The 14,082-nt window shown below is 52.8% G+C and carries 9 protein-coding genes; 7 read left to right on the forward strand and 2 right to left on the reverse strand.

Going from position 1 to position 14,082, the window contains the following annotated elements:
* Window positions 1-46: 46 nt before the first annotated feature.
* Window positions 47-2,803, reverse strand: coding sequence for a two-component sensor histidine kinase BarA (gene barA, locus OGV80_RS13595; RefSeq protein WP_043017402.1), 2,757 nt, complete (start codon window positions 2,801-2,803; stop codon window positions 47-49).
* A gap of 57 nt (window positions 2,804-2,860) precedes the next feature.
* Here barA and rlmD point away from each other — a divergent pair, with 57 nt between their 5' ends.
* From rlmD to eno, 5 genes are all read left to right on the forward strand, one after another.
* Window positions 2,861-4,159, forward strand: coding sequence for a 23S rRNA (uracil(1939)-C(5))-methyltransferase RlmD (gene rlmD / locus OGV80_RS13600; RefSeq protein WP_043017401.1), 1,299 nt, complete (start codon window positions 2,861-2,863; stop codon window positions 4,157-4,159).
* A 100-nt stretch (window positions 4,160-4,259) separates the two neighbouring features.
* Window positions 4,260-6,494: a GTP diphosphokinase gene (relA, locus tag OGV80_RS13605; protein ID WP_087052056.1), complete on the forward strand. Its 2,235-nt coding sequence runs from the start codon at window positions 4,260-4,262 to the stop codon at window positions 6,492-6,494.
* A 130-nt stretch (window positions 6,495-6,624) separates the two neighbouring features.
* Window positions 6,625-7,416: a nucleoside triphosphate pyrophosphohydrolase gene (mazG, locus tag OGV80_RS13610; protein ID WP_043017399.1), complete on the forward strand. Its 792-nt coding sequence runs from the start codon at window positions 6,625-6,627 to the stop codon at window positions 7,414-7,416.
* A gap of 350 nt (window positions 7,417-7,766) precedes the next feature.
* Entirely contained in the window at window positions 7,767-9,404 is a 1,638-nt protein-coding gene (gene pyrG / locus OGV80_RS13615; protein WP_003034127.1) for a glutamine hydrolyzing CTP synthase, read from the forward strand.
* Window positions 9,405-9,491: 87 nt separating this feature from the next.
* Entirely contained in the window at window positions 9,492-10,790 is a 1,299-nt protein-coding gene (eno, locus tag OGV80_RS13620; RefSeq protein ID WP_003034129.1) for a phosphopyruvate hydratase, read from the forward strand.
* A gap of 55 nt (window positions 10,791-10,845) precedes the next feature.
* On the opposite strand, the gene OGV80_RS13625 is transcribed toward eno, so the two are convergent.
* Window positions 10,846-11,670 carry a MurR/RpiR family transcriptional regulator gene (locus OGV80_RS13625; protein WP_043017397.1) on the reverse strand — a complete coding sequence of 275 codons (825 nt, stop codon included), beginning with the start codon at window positions 11,668-11,670 and terminating at the stop codon, window positions 10,846-10,848.
* A 165-nt stretch (window positions 11,671-11,835) separates the two neighbouring features.
* Between OGV80_RS13625 and OGV80_RS13630 the strand changes: the two genes are divergently transcribed.
* Both OGV80_RS13630 and OGV80_RS13635 read left to right on the forward strand, forming a co-directional pair.
* The gene (locus OGV80_RS13630; RefSeq protein WP_043017980.1) at window positions 11,836-13,392 is read left to right on the forward strand and encodes a maltose/glucose-specific PTS transporter subunit IIC; all 1,557 of its coding nucleotides are present in this window, start codon (window positions 11,836-11,838) and stop codon (window positions 13,390-13,392) included.
* Window positions 13,392-14,081, forward strand: coding sequence for an N-acetylmannosamine-6-phosphate 2-epimerase (locus tag OGV80_RS13635; protein WP_087052057.1), 690 nt, complete (start codon window positions 13,392-13,394; stop codon window positions 14,079-14,081). The genes OGV80_RS13630 and OGV80_RS13635 overlap by 1 nt, the downstream gene beginning before the upstream one ends.
* Window position 14,082: the final 1 nt, after the last annotated feature.

Consider the following 14,082-nt stretch of genomic DNA (forward strand, 5'->3'; position numbering starts at 1 on the left):
GAAACCTGTAGGCCGGATAAGGCGTTTACGCCGCATCCGGCGAATATCACCCCAATATCCGTTTCGCTTCCCGCGCAACGTTATCCATTTCATCCAGAAGCTCTAAAAACTCAGGCTCCAGCTCTTCTTCTTTGGTTCCGCTACGTAATTGCTGCTCAATAAGCTGACACAGGTTTTTCATACGGGGAACGCCGCTATAGCCGCAGCTGCCGTGCAGCTTGTGGATCATATCTACCAGTCCTTCCGGGTTTTCACCTACCAGCTGTTCTTCAATTCTGTTCCGCACTTCGGGCAGAAAATCGAGCAGCATTTGCAGCATGTCGCGCGCCAAATCGTTTTTACCCGCGGCTTGTCTTAATGCCAGTTGCCAGTCGAGTGTGGTATTAGGATTGACGACCGGCTCAACAGGTTCAACCGCGAGCGCCCGAAGCGATGAGCTTGCGCCGGGTTTGTAGCGTAACAGCAGATTATGCAGCTTATCTTCTTCGATAGGCTTCGCCAGGTAATCGTTCATACCGGCGCTGAGCAACTTCTCTTTCTGCCCGGCCATGGCATGCGCGGTGACCGCAATGACCGGCGTCTGCTGTTGATGAGGAAGCTGGTGGATCAGTTCGCAGGCGCGAATACCGTCCATGTCTGGCATTTGAATATCCATCAGGATCAGATCAAACTGCATCTGTTTGGCGCGATCCACTGCCTGATGTCCGCTGTCGCAGAGCACCACGTGCTGCACTTTATCTTCCAGCAGTGCGCCAATCAGCTTGAGATTCGCCGGGTTGTCGTCCACCGCCATGACGGTCATCGCGATTTTGCTCTCGTCTAACAGCAGCGGATCTGCGCGGTGGTTCAACTGACAATACTCTGTCAGCGCAGGCAGTAAGCGGGTTGAGGTGAGAGGTTTCAACAGACACGCCGCCGCGCCGCCTTGTTTTAACTTCTCTGCGTTAATCTGCGCATGGCAAGGCAGGGCCAGTAACAAAAAGTCGGTCATCGCCGCAGCGCTTGCCAACCGCTCATGCTGCATGGTGAGCGGTTCGCGTAACGTGACCGGAATGCCGAGCAGCAGAATATCGTAGTGATCCTTCGGCAGCCCGGAGAACGAAGGGCTGTAAATCACCTCCAGCGGCGTTTCACTCAAGATATCTAACGTGCATTGCGCGGCTGTGGCGTTAGGTTCGACGTAGGCCAGTCGTTTACCGGCCAGACAGAGCGTGGTTGAGCGATCAACGAGAACGTTAGGATTGAGATCGAGGCTGATATGGAACCAGAACGTGGATCCCCGGTTCGGTTGGCTGTGGAAGGAGATATCCCCGCCCATTTCGTTGACCAGTTTTTGCGTAATCACCAAACCCAGCCCCGTCCCGCCGTGGCGTCGGGAAATACTGGCATCCGCCTGGCGGAAGGCCTGGAACAGGCGTGACTGATCGCGCTCAGGGATACCAATCCCGGTATCGCGGATTTGTACTTCAATCTGCACTTTCGTGTTACTGAGGGCGCGTTTCTCAACCAGAATATCGATATTGCCGCCTTCGGTAAATTTGATGGCATTGCCGACCAGGTTAGTGATCACCTGCTGTAAGCGCAGCGGGTCGCCGATGACGTTGTCCGGCACGTCATTCTTAATATTCAGCGTCAGCTCAAGCCCTTTATCATGGGATGAGTGCGCTAACAGCGTGACGACGTCATCCAGCGTGCTGCGCAGCGGGAACGGGATGCTTTCCAGAATCAGTTTGCCAGCCTCCAGTTTGGAGAAGTCGAGCACATCATTGATGATGGCCAGCAGATTATTGGCCGAACGCTCAATTGTATTCAGGTGATCGCGCTGTGTGGTATTGAGCTCGGTTTTTAGCGTCAGACGGGTGAAGCCAATCACGCCATTCAGCGGGGTACGCAGCTCGTGCGACATGTTAGCCAGAAACTCAGACTTAATACGCGCCGCTTCCTGGGCGCGTTTCTTCGCCAAATCCAGTTCGACGTTCTGGATTTCCATCTGCTCCAGGGTTTCGCGTAGATCAGAGGTGGCCTGATCGATGTTGTGCTGCATCTCTTCATGGTAAGCCGCGAGAGACATCGCCATCGAGTTGATGCCATTTTTGAGCATATCCAGCTCGCCCAGCATGAAGCCTTCTACCCGGCTGTCGAGCTGTCCTCTACGTATTCGGTCAACGGTATTCACCATATTGCGAATCGGGCCGGTCACGTCGCGCATCAGACGCCAGCCAAAAATTAGCGCAATACCGATGCAAAACAACATCATTACGCTGGAGATAAAGATCTCTTTATACTGCTGCAATCGCACTGACTTGAGGTCTAGCTCAAGCGCCACGTACCCCAGCATGTTTTGCGTATTTTTGGCGTCGCTGACGGCGGATTCATCCGGCGAATAGCTTTCCGATATAATGGGTGTTCGCAGGATCATGATATCCCCGAGCCGGGTGACGCTCAGCTTACGGGGGAATGGTGAACCCGTCGCCAACTGCATTTCAGACGGATCGAGATGAAAATTGGATGTGACGAACAGTCGGTTGTTCTCGTCATAGACAGAAATTGCCCGCACGATATCGGAATGGCGACGATGCAGCACGCTGATAAGTTGGCCGATGGATTCCCTGTTTTGCAGGTTCATGCCATATTCGCTGGAAACAGCGAGTGGCTCAATGATGCTGGCGCCAGCATCTTCCAGTTGACGCTGCAAGTCGTTATAGCGATGCACAACAAAAAAGATACTGAGCAGCAAACCAATCAGGACGGTCGGGGCCAGGATCAGAATCATCATGCGTGCGCGCAGGCTGTAGTTGGTCATGGAGTTCCGTTATGGGACAATTAGGGTCACACTGTTAAATAGAGAAATATCTCGTCGATGGCGCAATTCTACTCTGCAAAACGACGCGTGACGACGCGTCAGATCATAACCGTTACCGTCAATGACCTTGATCCTTTCGGTCAGGGCGTCGCTCGCCACGACGGAAAGGCGTTGTTTATACCGGAATTGCTGCCTCAGGAAAGCGCCGAGGTAGTCATTACCGAAGATAAAAAACAGTTCGCCCGCGCGCAAGTAAAACGACGTTTAAACGACAGCCCGCAGCGTGAAGTGCCACGTTGTCCGCATTTTGGCGTGTGCGGCGGTTGCCAGCAGCAGCATGCCAGCATCTCGTTGCAGCAGCGTAGCAAAAGCGCGGCGTTGTCGCGTTTAATGAAATGTGAAGTGTCGGATGTTATAGCTGATACCCCGTGGGGCTATCGTCGTCGTGCCAGGTTAAGCCTGAACTATCGGCCAAAAGAACAAAAGTTGCAGATGGGATTCCGCAAATCCGGCTCCAGCGACATTATTGATGTCAAACAATGCCCTATTTTGGTGCCCCAGCTTGACGCGTTATTGCCCCACATCAGGGCGTGCCTGGAAAGTCTGCAAGGGTTACGCCATCTTGGTCATGTCGAGCTGGTGCAGGCAGGGAGCGGAACCCTGATGATTTTACGCCATACGGCGCCTTTGAGTGCGGCGGATAAAGAAAAACTGGAATGCTTTTCGCATTCTCAGGGGCTGTCTTTGTTTCTGGCCCCGCAAAGCGAGATACTGGAATCATTATCAGAAGAATCGCCCTGGTATGACTCAAATGGGCTACGGTTAACCTTCAGCCCGCGTGATTTTATTCAGGTCAACGAAGGGGTAAACCAACAAATGGTTGCCCGTGCGCTGGAATGGCTCGATGTGCAACCAGAAGATCGCGTACTCGATCTGTTCTGCGGAATGGGAAATTTTACCCTGCCGCTGGCCACCCGGGCAGCAAGCGTGGTGGGCGTGGAAGGGGTGCCTGCGCTGGTGGAAAAAGGCAGGGAAAATGCGCTGAATAACGGTTTGCACAATGTGACATTCTTTCATGAAAACCTTGAGGAAGATGTTACCCGGCAGCCATGGGCGAAAAACGGATTCGACAAAGTATTGCTCGATCCTGCGCGTGCGGGGGCTGCAGGTGTGATGCAACATATTATAAAATTGGAACCTATACGCGTTGTTTATGTATCCTGTAATCCGGCAACGCTGGCTCGTGACAGCGACGCTTTGCTCAACGCGGGGTATGCCATACGGCGACTGGCGATGCTCGATATGTTCCCGCACACTGGACACCTGGAATCAATGGTCCTGTTTGAGCGTATGTAATGAATTTTGTACCCATTGGATTTCGGGTTGTAACGCAGCATGAAAGACAATGGGTATGGCTTGTCGACTTCGACAGGCCTGGCCCCTTAAGGAGAGGACAATGGTTGCGGTAAGAAGTGCACATATAAATAAAGCTGGTGAGTTTGATCCAAAGAAATGGATCGCGAGTCTGGGGATCTCCAGCCAGCAGTCGTGTGAACGCTTAGCCGAAACCTGGGCGTACTGCCAGCAGCAGACACAGGGTCACCCTGATGCGGAGCTGCTGCTGTGGCGTGGCGTGGAGATGGTAGAAATACTCTCCATGTTGAGCATGGATATCGACACGCTGCGCGCAGCAATGCTGTTCCCTCTGGCAGATGCCAACGTGGTCAGTGAAGACATCCTGCGCGAGAGCGTGGGTAAATCCATTGTTCATCTTATCCACGGCGTGCGGGATATGGCGGCAATACGCCAGCTTAAAGCCACGCATACCGATTCAGTCTCTTCCGAGCAGGTCGATAACGTCCGCCGCATGCTGCTGGCTATGGTGGACGATTTTCGCTGCGTGGTCATCAAGCTGGCGGAGCGGATTGCCCATCTGCGCGAAGTGAAAGACGCGCCGGAAGATGAACGCGTTCTGGCGGCAAAAGAGTGCACCAATATCTATGCGCCGCTGGCCAACCGTTTGGGCATTGGGCAGTTAAAATGGGAGCTGGAAGATTACTGCTTCCGTTACCTGCACCCGGCTGAATACAAACGTATAGCCAAGCTGCTGCATGAACGTCGTATCGACAGGGAGCATTACATCGATGAGTTCGTCGGTCATTTGCGCTCTGAGATGAAAACGGAAGGCGTCAAAGCCGAAGTGTACGGACGTCCGAAACACATCTACAGCATCTGGCGCAAAATGCAGAAAAAGCAGTTAGCCTTCGATGAACTGTTCGATGTGCGCGCGGTGCGTATCGTGGCCGAGCGTCTACAGGACTGCTACGCCGCGTTGGGGATAGTACATACTCACTATCGCCATCTGCCGGATGAGTTCGATGATTACGTTGCTAATCCGAAACCTAACGGCTACCAGTCAATCCATACGGTTGTACTGGGGCCGGGCGGGAAAACCATCGAAATTCAGATCCGTACCAAACAGATGCACGAAGATGCCGAACTGGGCGTCGCGGCACACTGGAAATACAAAGAGGGCACCGTCTCAGGCGCGGCGCGTTCTGGTCATGAAGATCGTATTGCATGGCTGCGTAAGCTGATCGCCTGGCAGGAAGAGATGGCGGATTCCGGTGAAATGCTGGATGAAGTCCGCAGCCAGGTCTTTGATGATCGCGTGTACGTCTTTACGCCAAAAGGTGATGTTGTGGACTTACCGGCGGGCTCCACGCCGCTCGATTTTGCTTACCACATTCACAGCGATGTGGGACACCGTTGCATTGGCGCGAAAATTGGTGGACGCATTGTACCGTTTACCTACCAGTTGCAGATGGGCGATCAAATTGAAATTATCACCCAGAAGCAGCCAAACCCAAGCCGCGACTGGTTGAATCCTAACCTCGGCTACGTGACCACCAGTCGTGGGCGCTCGAAGATCCACGCCTGGTTCCGTAAACAGGACCGCGACAAAAACATCCTTGCTGGCCGTCAGATCCTTGACGATGAGCTCGCGCATTTAGGCATTAGCCTGAAAGAAGCGGAAAAACACCTGCTGCCGCGCTACAGCTTCAATGAGCTGGAGGAGTTGCTGGCAGCGATTGGCGGGGGCGATATCCGCCTCAACCAGATGGTGAACTTCCTGCAGGCGCAGTTTAATAAGCCAAGCGCTGCCGAACAGGATGCCGCCGCGCTGAAACAGCTTCAGCAGAAAACGCAGGTGCCGCAGAGCCGCCGTAAAGACGACGGTCGCGTGGTGGTTGAAGGGGTGGGTAACCTGATGCACCACATCGCGCGCTGCTGCCAGCCGATTCCTGGCGATGAAATTGTCGGTTTTATCACTCAGGGCCGCGGTATTTCCGTACACCGGGCGGATTGCGAACAGCTGACTGAGCTGCGCTCGCATGCGCCGGAGCGTATTGTTGATGCAGTTTGGGGCGAAAGCTACTCGGCAGGATATTCGCTGGTGGTTCGCGTCCAGGCGAACGATCGCAGCGGCTTATTGCGTGATATCACCACGATCCTTGCCAACGAGAAGGTGAACGTACTGGGGGTTGCCAGCCGGAGTGATACCAAACAACAGCTTGCTACCATCGATATGACCATCGAAATCTATAACCTGCAGGTGCTCGGTCGCGTGCTTGGCAAGCTGAACCAGGTACCGGACGTGATCGACGCACGTCGTCTGCACGGTAATTAATTATTTTGTAGGCCGGATAATCTTGTAGGCCTGATAAAACGCGTTAGCGTTGCCATCAGGCATTGCTATGTTGCCGGATGTAGGCTATCGCCTTATCCGGCCTACCGTATTGAAATTTCAGGATATTCCAATGAATCAAATCGACCGACTGCTCGGTATTATGCAGCGCCTGCGCGACCCGGAAAACGGCTGTCCGTGGGACAAAGAGCAGACATTCGCCACGATTGCCCCTTACACCCTCGAAGAAACTTATGAAGTGCTGGACGCGATTGCGCGAGAAGACTTCGACGACCTGCGTGGAGAGTTGGGTGATCTGCTGTTCCAGGTGGTGTTTTACGCCCAGATGGCGCAGGAAGAAGGGCGCTTCAACTTTGATGATATCTGTGCTGCGATAAGCGATAAGCTTGAACGCCGCCACCCGCATGTTTTTGCGGATGTTTCTGCCAGTAACAGCACCGAGGTATTGACCCGCTGGGAGCAAATCAAAAGCGAAGAACGCGCCGAGAAGGCGCAGCATTCCGCGCTCGACGATATCCCCCGTAGTTTACCGGCATTAATGCGCGCCCAAAAAATCCAGAAACGTTGCTCAAATGTTGGCTTCGACTGGAAAACATTAGGCCCGGTTGTCGACAAGGTTTACGAAGAGATCGACGAAGTCATGTTTGAGGCGAAGCAGGCTGTTGTCGACCAGGCTAAACTGGAGGAGGAAATGGGCGATCTGCTGTTTGCTACGGTCAATATGGCCCGGCATTTAGGCACCAAAGCAGAGACCGCATTGCAAAAAGCGAACGAGAAATTTGAGCGGCGTTTTCGTGAGGTTGAGCGAATTGTGGCTGCTCGCGGTCTGGAAATGACTGGTGTTGATCTGGAAACTATGGAAGAAGTCTGGCAACAGGTAAAACGGCAGGAAATTGATCTCTAAGGGATTTCGTCGGTCAAGGGCGATTTGTGTGATTTTTTAAATAACAAGCGCTTGATTTACGTCAAAAACATTTACCCAAAAGAGGCTATTTTCTCTTCCCGTTATGTTGATGAAACACCTTGTATACTGCCTCTTCGAGTGATTCGAGTCGCAACAAGGCGGCGACTGAAAGAATCTTCAGGAACATAGAAATGCTATGTGACTGGGGTGAGTGAAGGAAGCCAACACCGGTGCGGCTTGAAGAACGAAGGAGAGGGAATAATGAAAGTTTGTGGCGCTCGTCATGTTCGGGTATACTACTTTCCCGTCTTGGTAATTCCATCGTTTCACCCTAACTTCTCAGGTCCAGCATGACAACGAACTATATTTTTGTGACCGGCGGGGTCGTATCCTCTCTGGGAAAAGGCATTGCCGCAGCCTCCCTGGCAGCCATTCTTGAAGCCCGTGGCCTCAATGTGACCATGATGAAACTGGATCCGTACATCAACGTCGATCCAGGTACTATGAGCCCAATCCAACACGGGGAAGTGTTCGTTACCGAAGACGGCGCTGAAACCGACCTGGACCTGGGTCACTATGAGCGTTTCATCCGTACCAAAATGAGCCGCCGCAACAACTTCACCACGGGTCGTATCTATTCCGACGTTCTGCGTAAAGAACGCCGTGGCGACTACCTGGGCGCTACCGTTCAGGTTATCCCGCACATCACGAATGCGATTAAAGAACGCGTTCTGGAAGGCGGCGAAGGTCATGATGTTGTTCTGGTCGAAATCGGCGGAACCGTTGGGGATATCGAATCTCTGCCGTTCCTTGAAGCGATTCGCCAGATGGCCGTAGAAATTGGCCGTGAGCACACGCTGTTTATGCATCTGACGCTGGTTCCGTACATGGCGGCGGCAGGTGAAGTCAAAACTAAACCGACCCAGCACTCGGTAAAAGAGCTGCTTTCTATCGGTATTCAGCCAGATATCCTGATTTGCCGCTCCGATCGCGCAGTTCCGGCTAATGAACGTGCGAAAATTGCATTGTTCTGTAACGTTCCGGAAAAAGCGGTGATTTCTCTGAAAGATGTCGATTCCATCTATAAAATTCCGGGCCTGTTGAAATCCCAGGGCCTTGACGATTATATTTGTAAACGATTCAGCTTGAACTGTCCGGAAGCTAATCTGTCAGAATGGGAACAGGTTATCTATGAAGAAGCGAATCCGGCAGGCGAAGTGACTATCGGTATGGTTGGCAAGTACATTGAACTGCCGGATGCCTATAAGTCAGTTATCGAAGCGCTGAAGCACGGTGGTCTGAAGAATCGTGTCACCGTCAATATCAAGCTGATCGATTCGCAAGATGTTGAAACGCGCGGCGTTGAGATCCTGAAAGGTCTTGATGCAATCCTGATCCCTGGCGGCTTCGGCTACCGTGGCGTTGAAGGTAAAATCGCGACGGCGCGCTTTGCGCGTGAGAACAATATTCCTTATCTGGGCATTTGCCTGGGTATGCAGGTTGCGTTGATTGAGTTTGCACGTAACGTAGTAGGTATGGACAACGCCAACTCCACGGAATTTGTGCCAGACTGTAAGTACCCAGTGGTGGCCCTGATTACCGAATGGCGCGATGAAGACGGCAACGTCGAAGTCCGTACCGAGAAGAGCGATCTGGGTGGCACAATGCGCCTTGGCGCGCAGCAGTGTCAGTTGAGCGACGATAGCCTGGTTCGTCAACTGTACGGCGCGCCGACAATTGTTGAACGCCATCGCCACCGTTACGAAGTCAACAATATGCTGTTGAAACAGATTGAAGCTGCGGGTCTGCGTATTGCAGGCCGTTCCGGTGATGATCAGTTGGTCGAGATCATTGAGGTACCGAATCATCCGTGGTTCGTGGCCTGTCAGTTCCACCCGGAATTTACTTCCACGCCACGTGATGGGCACCCGCTGTTTGCCGGCTTTGTGAAAGCCGCCAGTGAACATCAGAAGCGTCAGGCGAAGTAAGAAGTAAATAAGTTAGAACGGCAATGCACCCATCCGGGTGCATTGTTTGTCTGGAGTTTTAGTTTAACTTGTACTGAGGAAAATCTAATGTCCAAAATCGTTAAAATCATCGGTCGTGAAATCATCGACTCCCGTGGTAACCCGACTGTTGAAGCCGAAGTACACCTGGAAGGTGGTTTCGTTGGTATGGCAGCAGCTCCGTCAGGTGCTTCTACTGGTTCCCGCGAAGCACTGGAACTGCGCGATGGCGACAAATCTCGTTTCATGGGTAAAGGCGTACTGAAAGCTGTTGCAGCTGTTAACGGCCCAATTGCTCAGGCTCTGCTGGGTAAAGATGCTAAAGATCAGGCTGGCATCGACAAGATCATGATCGATCTGGACGGTACTGAAAACAAATCCAACTTCGGTGCAAACGCCATCCTGGCTGTGTCCCTGGCGAACGCCAAAGCAGCAGCTGCTGCTAAAGGCCTGCCGCTGTATGCACACATTGCTGAACTGAACGGTACTCCGGGTAAATACTCCATGCCGGTTCCGATGATGAACATCATCAACGGTGGTGAGCACGCTGACAACAACGTCGACATCCAGGAATTCATGATTCAGCCGGTTGGCGCTAAGACTCTGAAAGAAGCCGTTCGTATGGGTTCTGAAGTGTTCCACAACCTGGCTAAAGTTCTGAAAGCTAAAGGTATGAACACTGCTGTTGGTGACGAAGGCGGCTACGCGCCGAACCTGGGTTCCAACGCTGAAGCTCTGGCTGTAATCGCTGAAGCGGTAAAAGCAGCTGGCTACGAGCTGGGCAAAGACATCACCCTGGCGATGGACTGTGCAGCTTCTGAATTCTACAAAGACGGTAAATACGTTCTGGCTGGCGAAGGCAACAAAGCATTCACCTCCGAAGAATTCACCCACTTCCTGGAAGAACTGACCAAACAGTACCCGATCGTGTCCATCGAAGATGGTCTGGACGAGTCTGACTGGGACGGTTTTGCATACCAGACTAAAGTACTGGGCGACAAAATCCAGCTGGTTGGTGACGATCTGTTCGTAACCAACACCAAGATCCTGAAAGAAGGCATCGAAAAAGGCATCGTTAACTCCATCCTGATCAAATTCAACCAGATCGGTTCTCTGACCGAAACTCTGGCTGCGATCAAAATGGCGAAAGACGCTGGCTACACCGCTGTCATCTCTCACCGTTCTGGCGAAACTGAAGACGCTACCATCGCTGACCTGGCTGTTGGTACCGCTGCAGGCCAGATCAAAACAGGTTCTATGAGCCGTTCTGACCGCGTTGCTAAATACAACCAGCTGATTCGTATCGAAGAAGCTCTGGGTGAACAAGCACCGTACAACGGTCGTAAAGAGATTAAAGGCCAGGCGTAATCCTGTTCTTTAGCTCTTAACGTAAAAACCCGCTGCGGCGGGTTTTTTTATGTCTTTAAAGCAGCAGTGGTAAGGTCGCGCTGGCGGTTTGCTGGCTCACATCACTGTACTTTTCATCCAGCGCAATCAGCGATGTGGTGAGCAGTTCTACCAACAGCATCACTCCCACCTTGGCGTTTAGCGCGCCAGCACTCAACGGACCCTCAGGTTTGGCTGCGACCAGTTGAATATCACTCAGCGAAGCCAACGGGCTGCGCGGCGTATTACTCAACGCCAGCACGCGCACGCCTTGCTTACGCGCCAGTTTAACGACGTGCAGCAGATCGCGCGTCGAGCCAGAACTGGAAATCGCTACCACGATCGTGTCTTTGTTAAGCGTCGTGGCATTCATGGCTGCACGATGCATGTCGCTGAACAATTGTGCAGGTTTGCCGAGACGCAGGAGTTTGTAATGTAAATACTCCCCCAGAATGGCGCTGGCCGCTACGCCATAAATCTGTACTGACTGAGCCTGATGCAACGCAAGGGCGGCGGCTTCAAGTAATGTCCTGTCGAGTAACTTTGCAGTGTCCTGCAATGCTTGCACCGATTCATTGACCACATTGTCAATTTCATCCCCGCAGTGCTCTACCGGCTGTTCTTGCTGGAGATCGAGTGCCAGCGCCATCTTGAATTCGTTGTAGCCCTTACACCCCAGCGTACGGCACAGACGCGTAACGCTCGCCTCGCTGGTGTCGCTTTCACGCGCCAGTTCGGTAATCGTCAGGTAGACAACTTTTGCCGGATCGCTGAGCACAAACTCTCCCAGCTTCTGCTGTGTTCGGCTATATCCGTCAACGCTCTGGCGCAGTCTCAGCAGCAGGTTTTCATTTTCTGACATGCAAAATCCTTAATGCGTTTCTCTGCTGATAGTGTGGCGGAAAGCAGGGGAGAGATGCCAGTCATTTTAAAAAAGTATGATCGACTTCCTGAATTTTGATGATAATTTTCACTTTTAAAAATTAACATGGTAAAAATTTTCATCATCAATCGGGGAGATGAAAAAATGATGCAAATGTTTAGCGGCGCCTCGTCGGGAGCATGGTTTGAAAAGGCACAGCGGTTCGGCAAATCGTTCATGCTGCCGATTGCGGTATTACCCGCCGCGGGGCTGTTGCTAGGGATTGGCGGCGCGCTGTCGAATCCAAACACATTGACGGCTTATCCGTTTTTGGACGTTGATTGGTTACAGGCAATCTTCACAATCATGACCAGCGCAGGTTCTATTGTATTTGCCAACCTGTCGGTGCTCTTTGCGGTGGGTGTCGCGGTAGGACTGGCGAAAACGGATAAAGGCACCGCCGGGCTTGCGGCATTGCTGGCATTTCTGGTGATGAATGCCACCATTAATGCCTTATTGACGCTCAACGGAACGCTGGCACACGAGAATCCCGGTGCCGTAGGCCAGGGGATGACGCTGGGCATTCAGACGCTGGAAACAGGTGTGTTTGGTGGGGTGGTGATTGGCCTGGTTACCTGTGCGCTGCATGGCCGTTTCAATAAAGTCTCACTCCCTCAGTTCCTTGGTTTCTTCAGCGGCTCGCGCTTTGTACCGATTATTAGCTCCCTTGCCGCGATAGTCGTGGGGGCGGTCATGACGGTGGTTTGGCCGCATTTCCAGAAACTCATTTTTGGACTGGGTGGTCTGGTTGATGCGACAGGCTATCTGGGGACGCTGCTGTACGGCTTCATCCTGCGTATGCTCGGCCCATTGGGTTTACACCATATCTTTTATTTGCCCTTCTGGACGACGGCGCTGGGCGGGAGCGAAATCGTCAACGGCCAGTTAGTTGAAGGTACGCAGCGGATTTTCTTTGCCCAACTTGCCGATCCGAATACGCAGCAGTTCTATGCGGGCACCTCGCGCTTTATGTCCGGGCGCTTCATCACCATGATGTTTGGCCTGCTTGGTGCATGCCTGGCGATGTACCATACTGCCAGGCCGGAGAACAGAAAGCTTGTTGCTGGCCTGCTGTTGTCTGCGGCCCTGACCTCTTTCCTGACGGGGATCACTGAGCCTATCGAGTTCTCATTTCTGTTTGTGGCGCCCGTGTTATACGTCATTCACGCCTTCTTCGATGGTCTGGCGTTTATGATGGCTCATATTTTACATATCACTATTGGGCAAACCTTTTCGGGTGGGCTTATCGATTTCCTCCTCTTTGGCGTGCTACAGGGGGAAGCGAAAACCAACTGGATGTACGTCCCCCTGGTGGGGGTACCGTGGTTCTTTCTTTACTACTTCACCTTCCGCTATTTGATTAACCGCTTTAACTGGCTAACGCCTGGCCGTGAAAACGCAACTCCGATGGAATCCAGCCTGCCGCAAAGTGAGCGAGCAGCAGCAGTGATCGCCGGGCTGGGAGGCAAAGATAATCTGGAAGAGGTGGACTGTTGCGCCACACGCTTACGCGTGACGGTGAAAGAGAGCAGCAAGGTAGATGAAGCGGCGCTGAAAGCGACCGGAGCGCGTGGCGTAATTATTCGCGGTAACGGTGTTCAGGTGATTTATGGCCCGCATGTCACCATCATTAAAAACGAAGTCGAAGAGATCTTATCGTAATGAAAACTGTACTGGATTCCCTAAAAGGTAAATTAATCGTCTCCTGTCAGGCGCTGGAAAATGAGCCCCTGCACAGTTCGTTTATTATGTCGCGTATGGCGCTGGCGGCAGCTCAGGGCGGTGCGGTAGGTATCCGTGCGAACAGTGTGGTGGATATTCGCGCGATCAAAGAGAGCGTCTCCCTGCCGGTGATTGGGATTATTAAGCGCGATTATCCGGGCAGTGATGTGTTTATTACGGCTACTCTACGGGAAGTGGATGAGCTAATGACAGTTGGACCGGAAATTATTGCTCTGGATGCGACAGCGCGCCCGCGCCCTGGTGGACAAACGCTGGAAGAGCTGGTCACGCAAATCCGCGCTCGATACCCGTCCATACTACTGATGGCGGATATCGCCACCGTAAACGAGGCGGTGACAGCTGAGCGTCTGGGTTTTGACTGCGTGGGCACCACGCTTTACGGCTATACCGCTGACACTGCCGGGCATGTGCTGGCGGAAAACGACTGTGGTTTTTTACGTGAGGTATTGGCTGCGGTCAGCATACCGGTGGTAGCGGAAGGAAACGTCGATACCCCGGAACGCGCCGCATGTTGTCTGGCATTAGGCGCTCATACCGTGGTGGTTGGGGGGGCTATAACGCGTCCGCAGCAGATAACGGCGCGCTTTGTCGCGGCGATCGCCTCGTAAA

Source organism: Citrobacter sp. Ce119 (assembly GCF_030334525.1).
Taxonomy (GTDB): Bacteria; Pseudomonadota; Gammaproteobacteria; order Enterobacterales; family Enterobacteriaceae; genus Citrobacter; species Citrobacter europaeus.

Excerpts from the sequence above, each read along its gene's own strand:
- barA (WP_043017402.1), bottom strand. The coding sequence starts at position 2,803 with ATGACCAACTACAGCCTGCGCGCACGCATGATGATTCTGATCCTGGCC.
- rlmD (WP_043017401.1), top strand. The coding sequence starts at position 2,861 with ATGGCGCAATTCTACTCTGCAAAACGACGCGTGACGACGCGTCAGATC.
- relA (WP_087052056.1), top strand. The coding sequence starts at position 4,260 with ATGGTTGCGGTAAGAAGTGCACATATAAATAAAGCTGGTGAGTTTGAT.
- mazG (WP_043017399.1), top strand. The coding sequence starts at position 6,625 with ATGAATCAAATCGACCGACTGCTCGGTATTATGCAGCGCCTGCGCGAC.
- pyrG (WP_003034127.1), top strand. The coding sequence starts at position 7,767 with ATGACAACGAACTATATTTTTGTGACCGGCGGGGTCGTATCCTCTCTG.
- eno (WP_003034129.1), top strand. The coding sequence starts at position 9,492 with ATGTCCAAAATCGTTAAAATCATCGGTCGTGAAATCATCGACTCCCGT.
- OGV80_RS13625 (WP_043017397.1), bottom strand. The coding sequence starts at position 11,670 with ATGTCAGAAAATGAAAACCTGCTGCTGAGACTGCGCCAGAGCGTTGAC.
- OGV80_RS13630 (WP_043017980.1), top strand. The coding sequence starts at position 11,836 with ATGATGCAAATGTTTAGCGGCGCCTCGTCGGGAGCATGGTTTGAAAAG.
- OGV80_RS13635 (WP_087052057.1), top strand. The coding sequence starts at position 13,392 with ATGAAAACTGTACTGGATTCCCTAAAAGGTAAATTAATCGTCTCCTGT.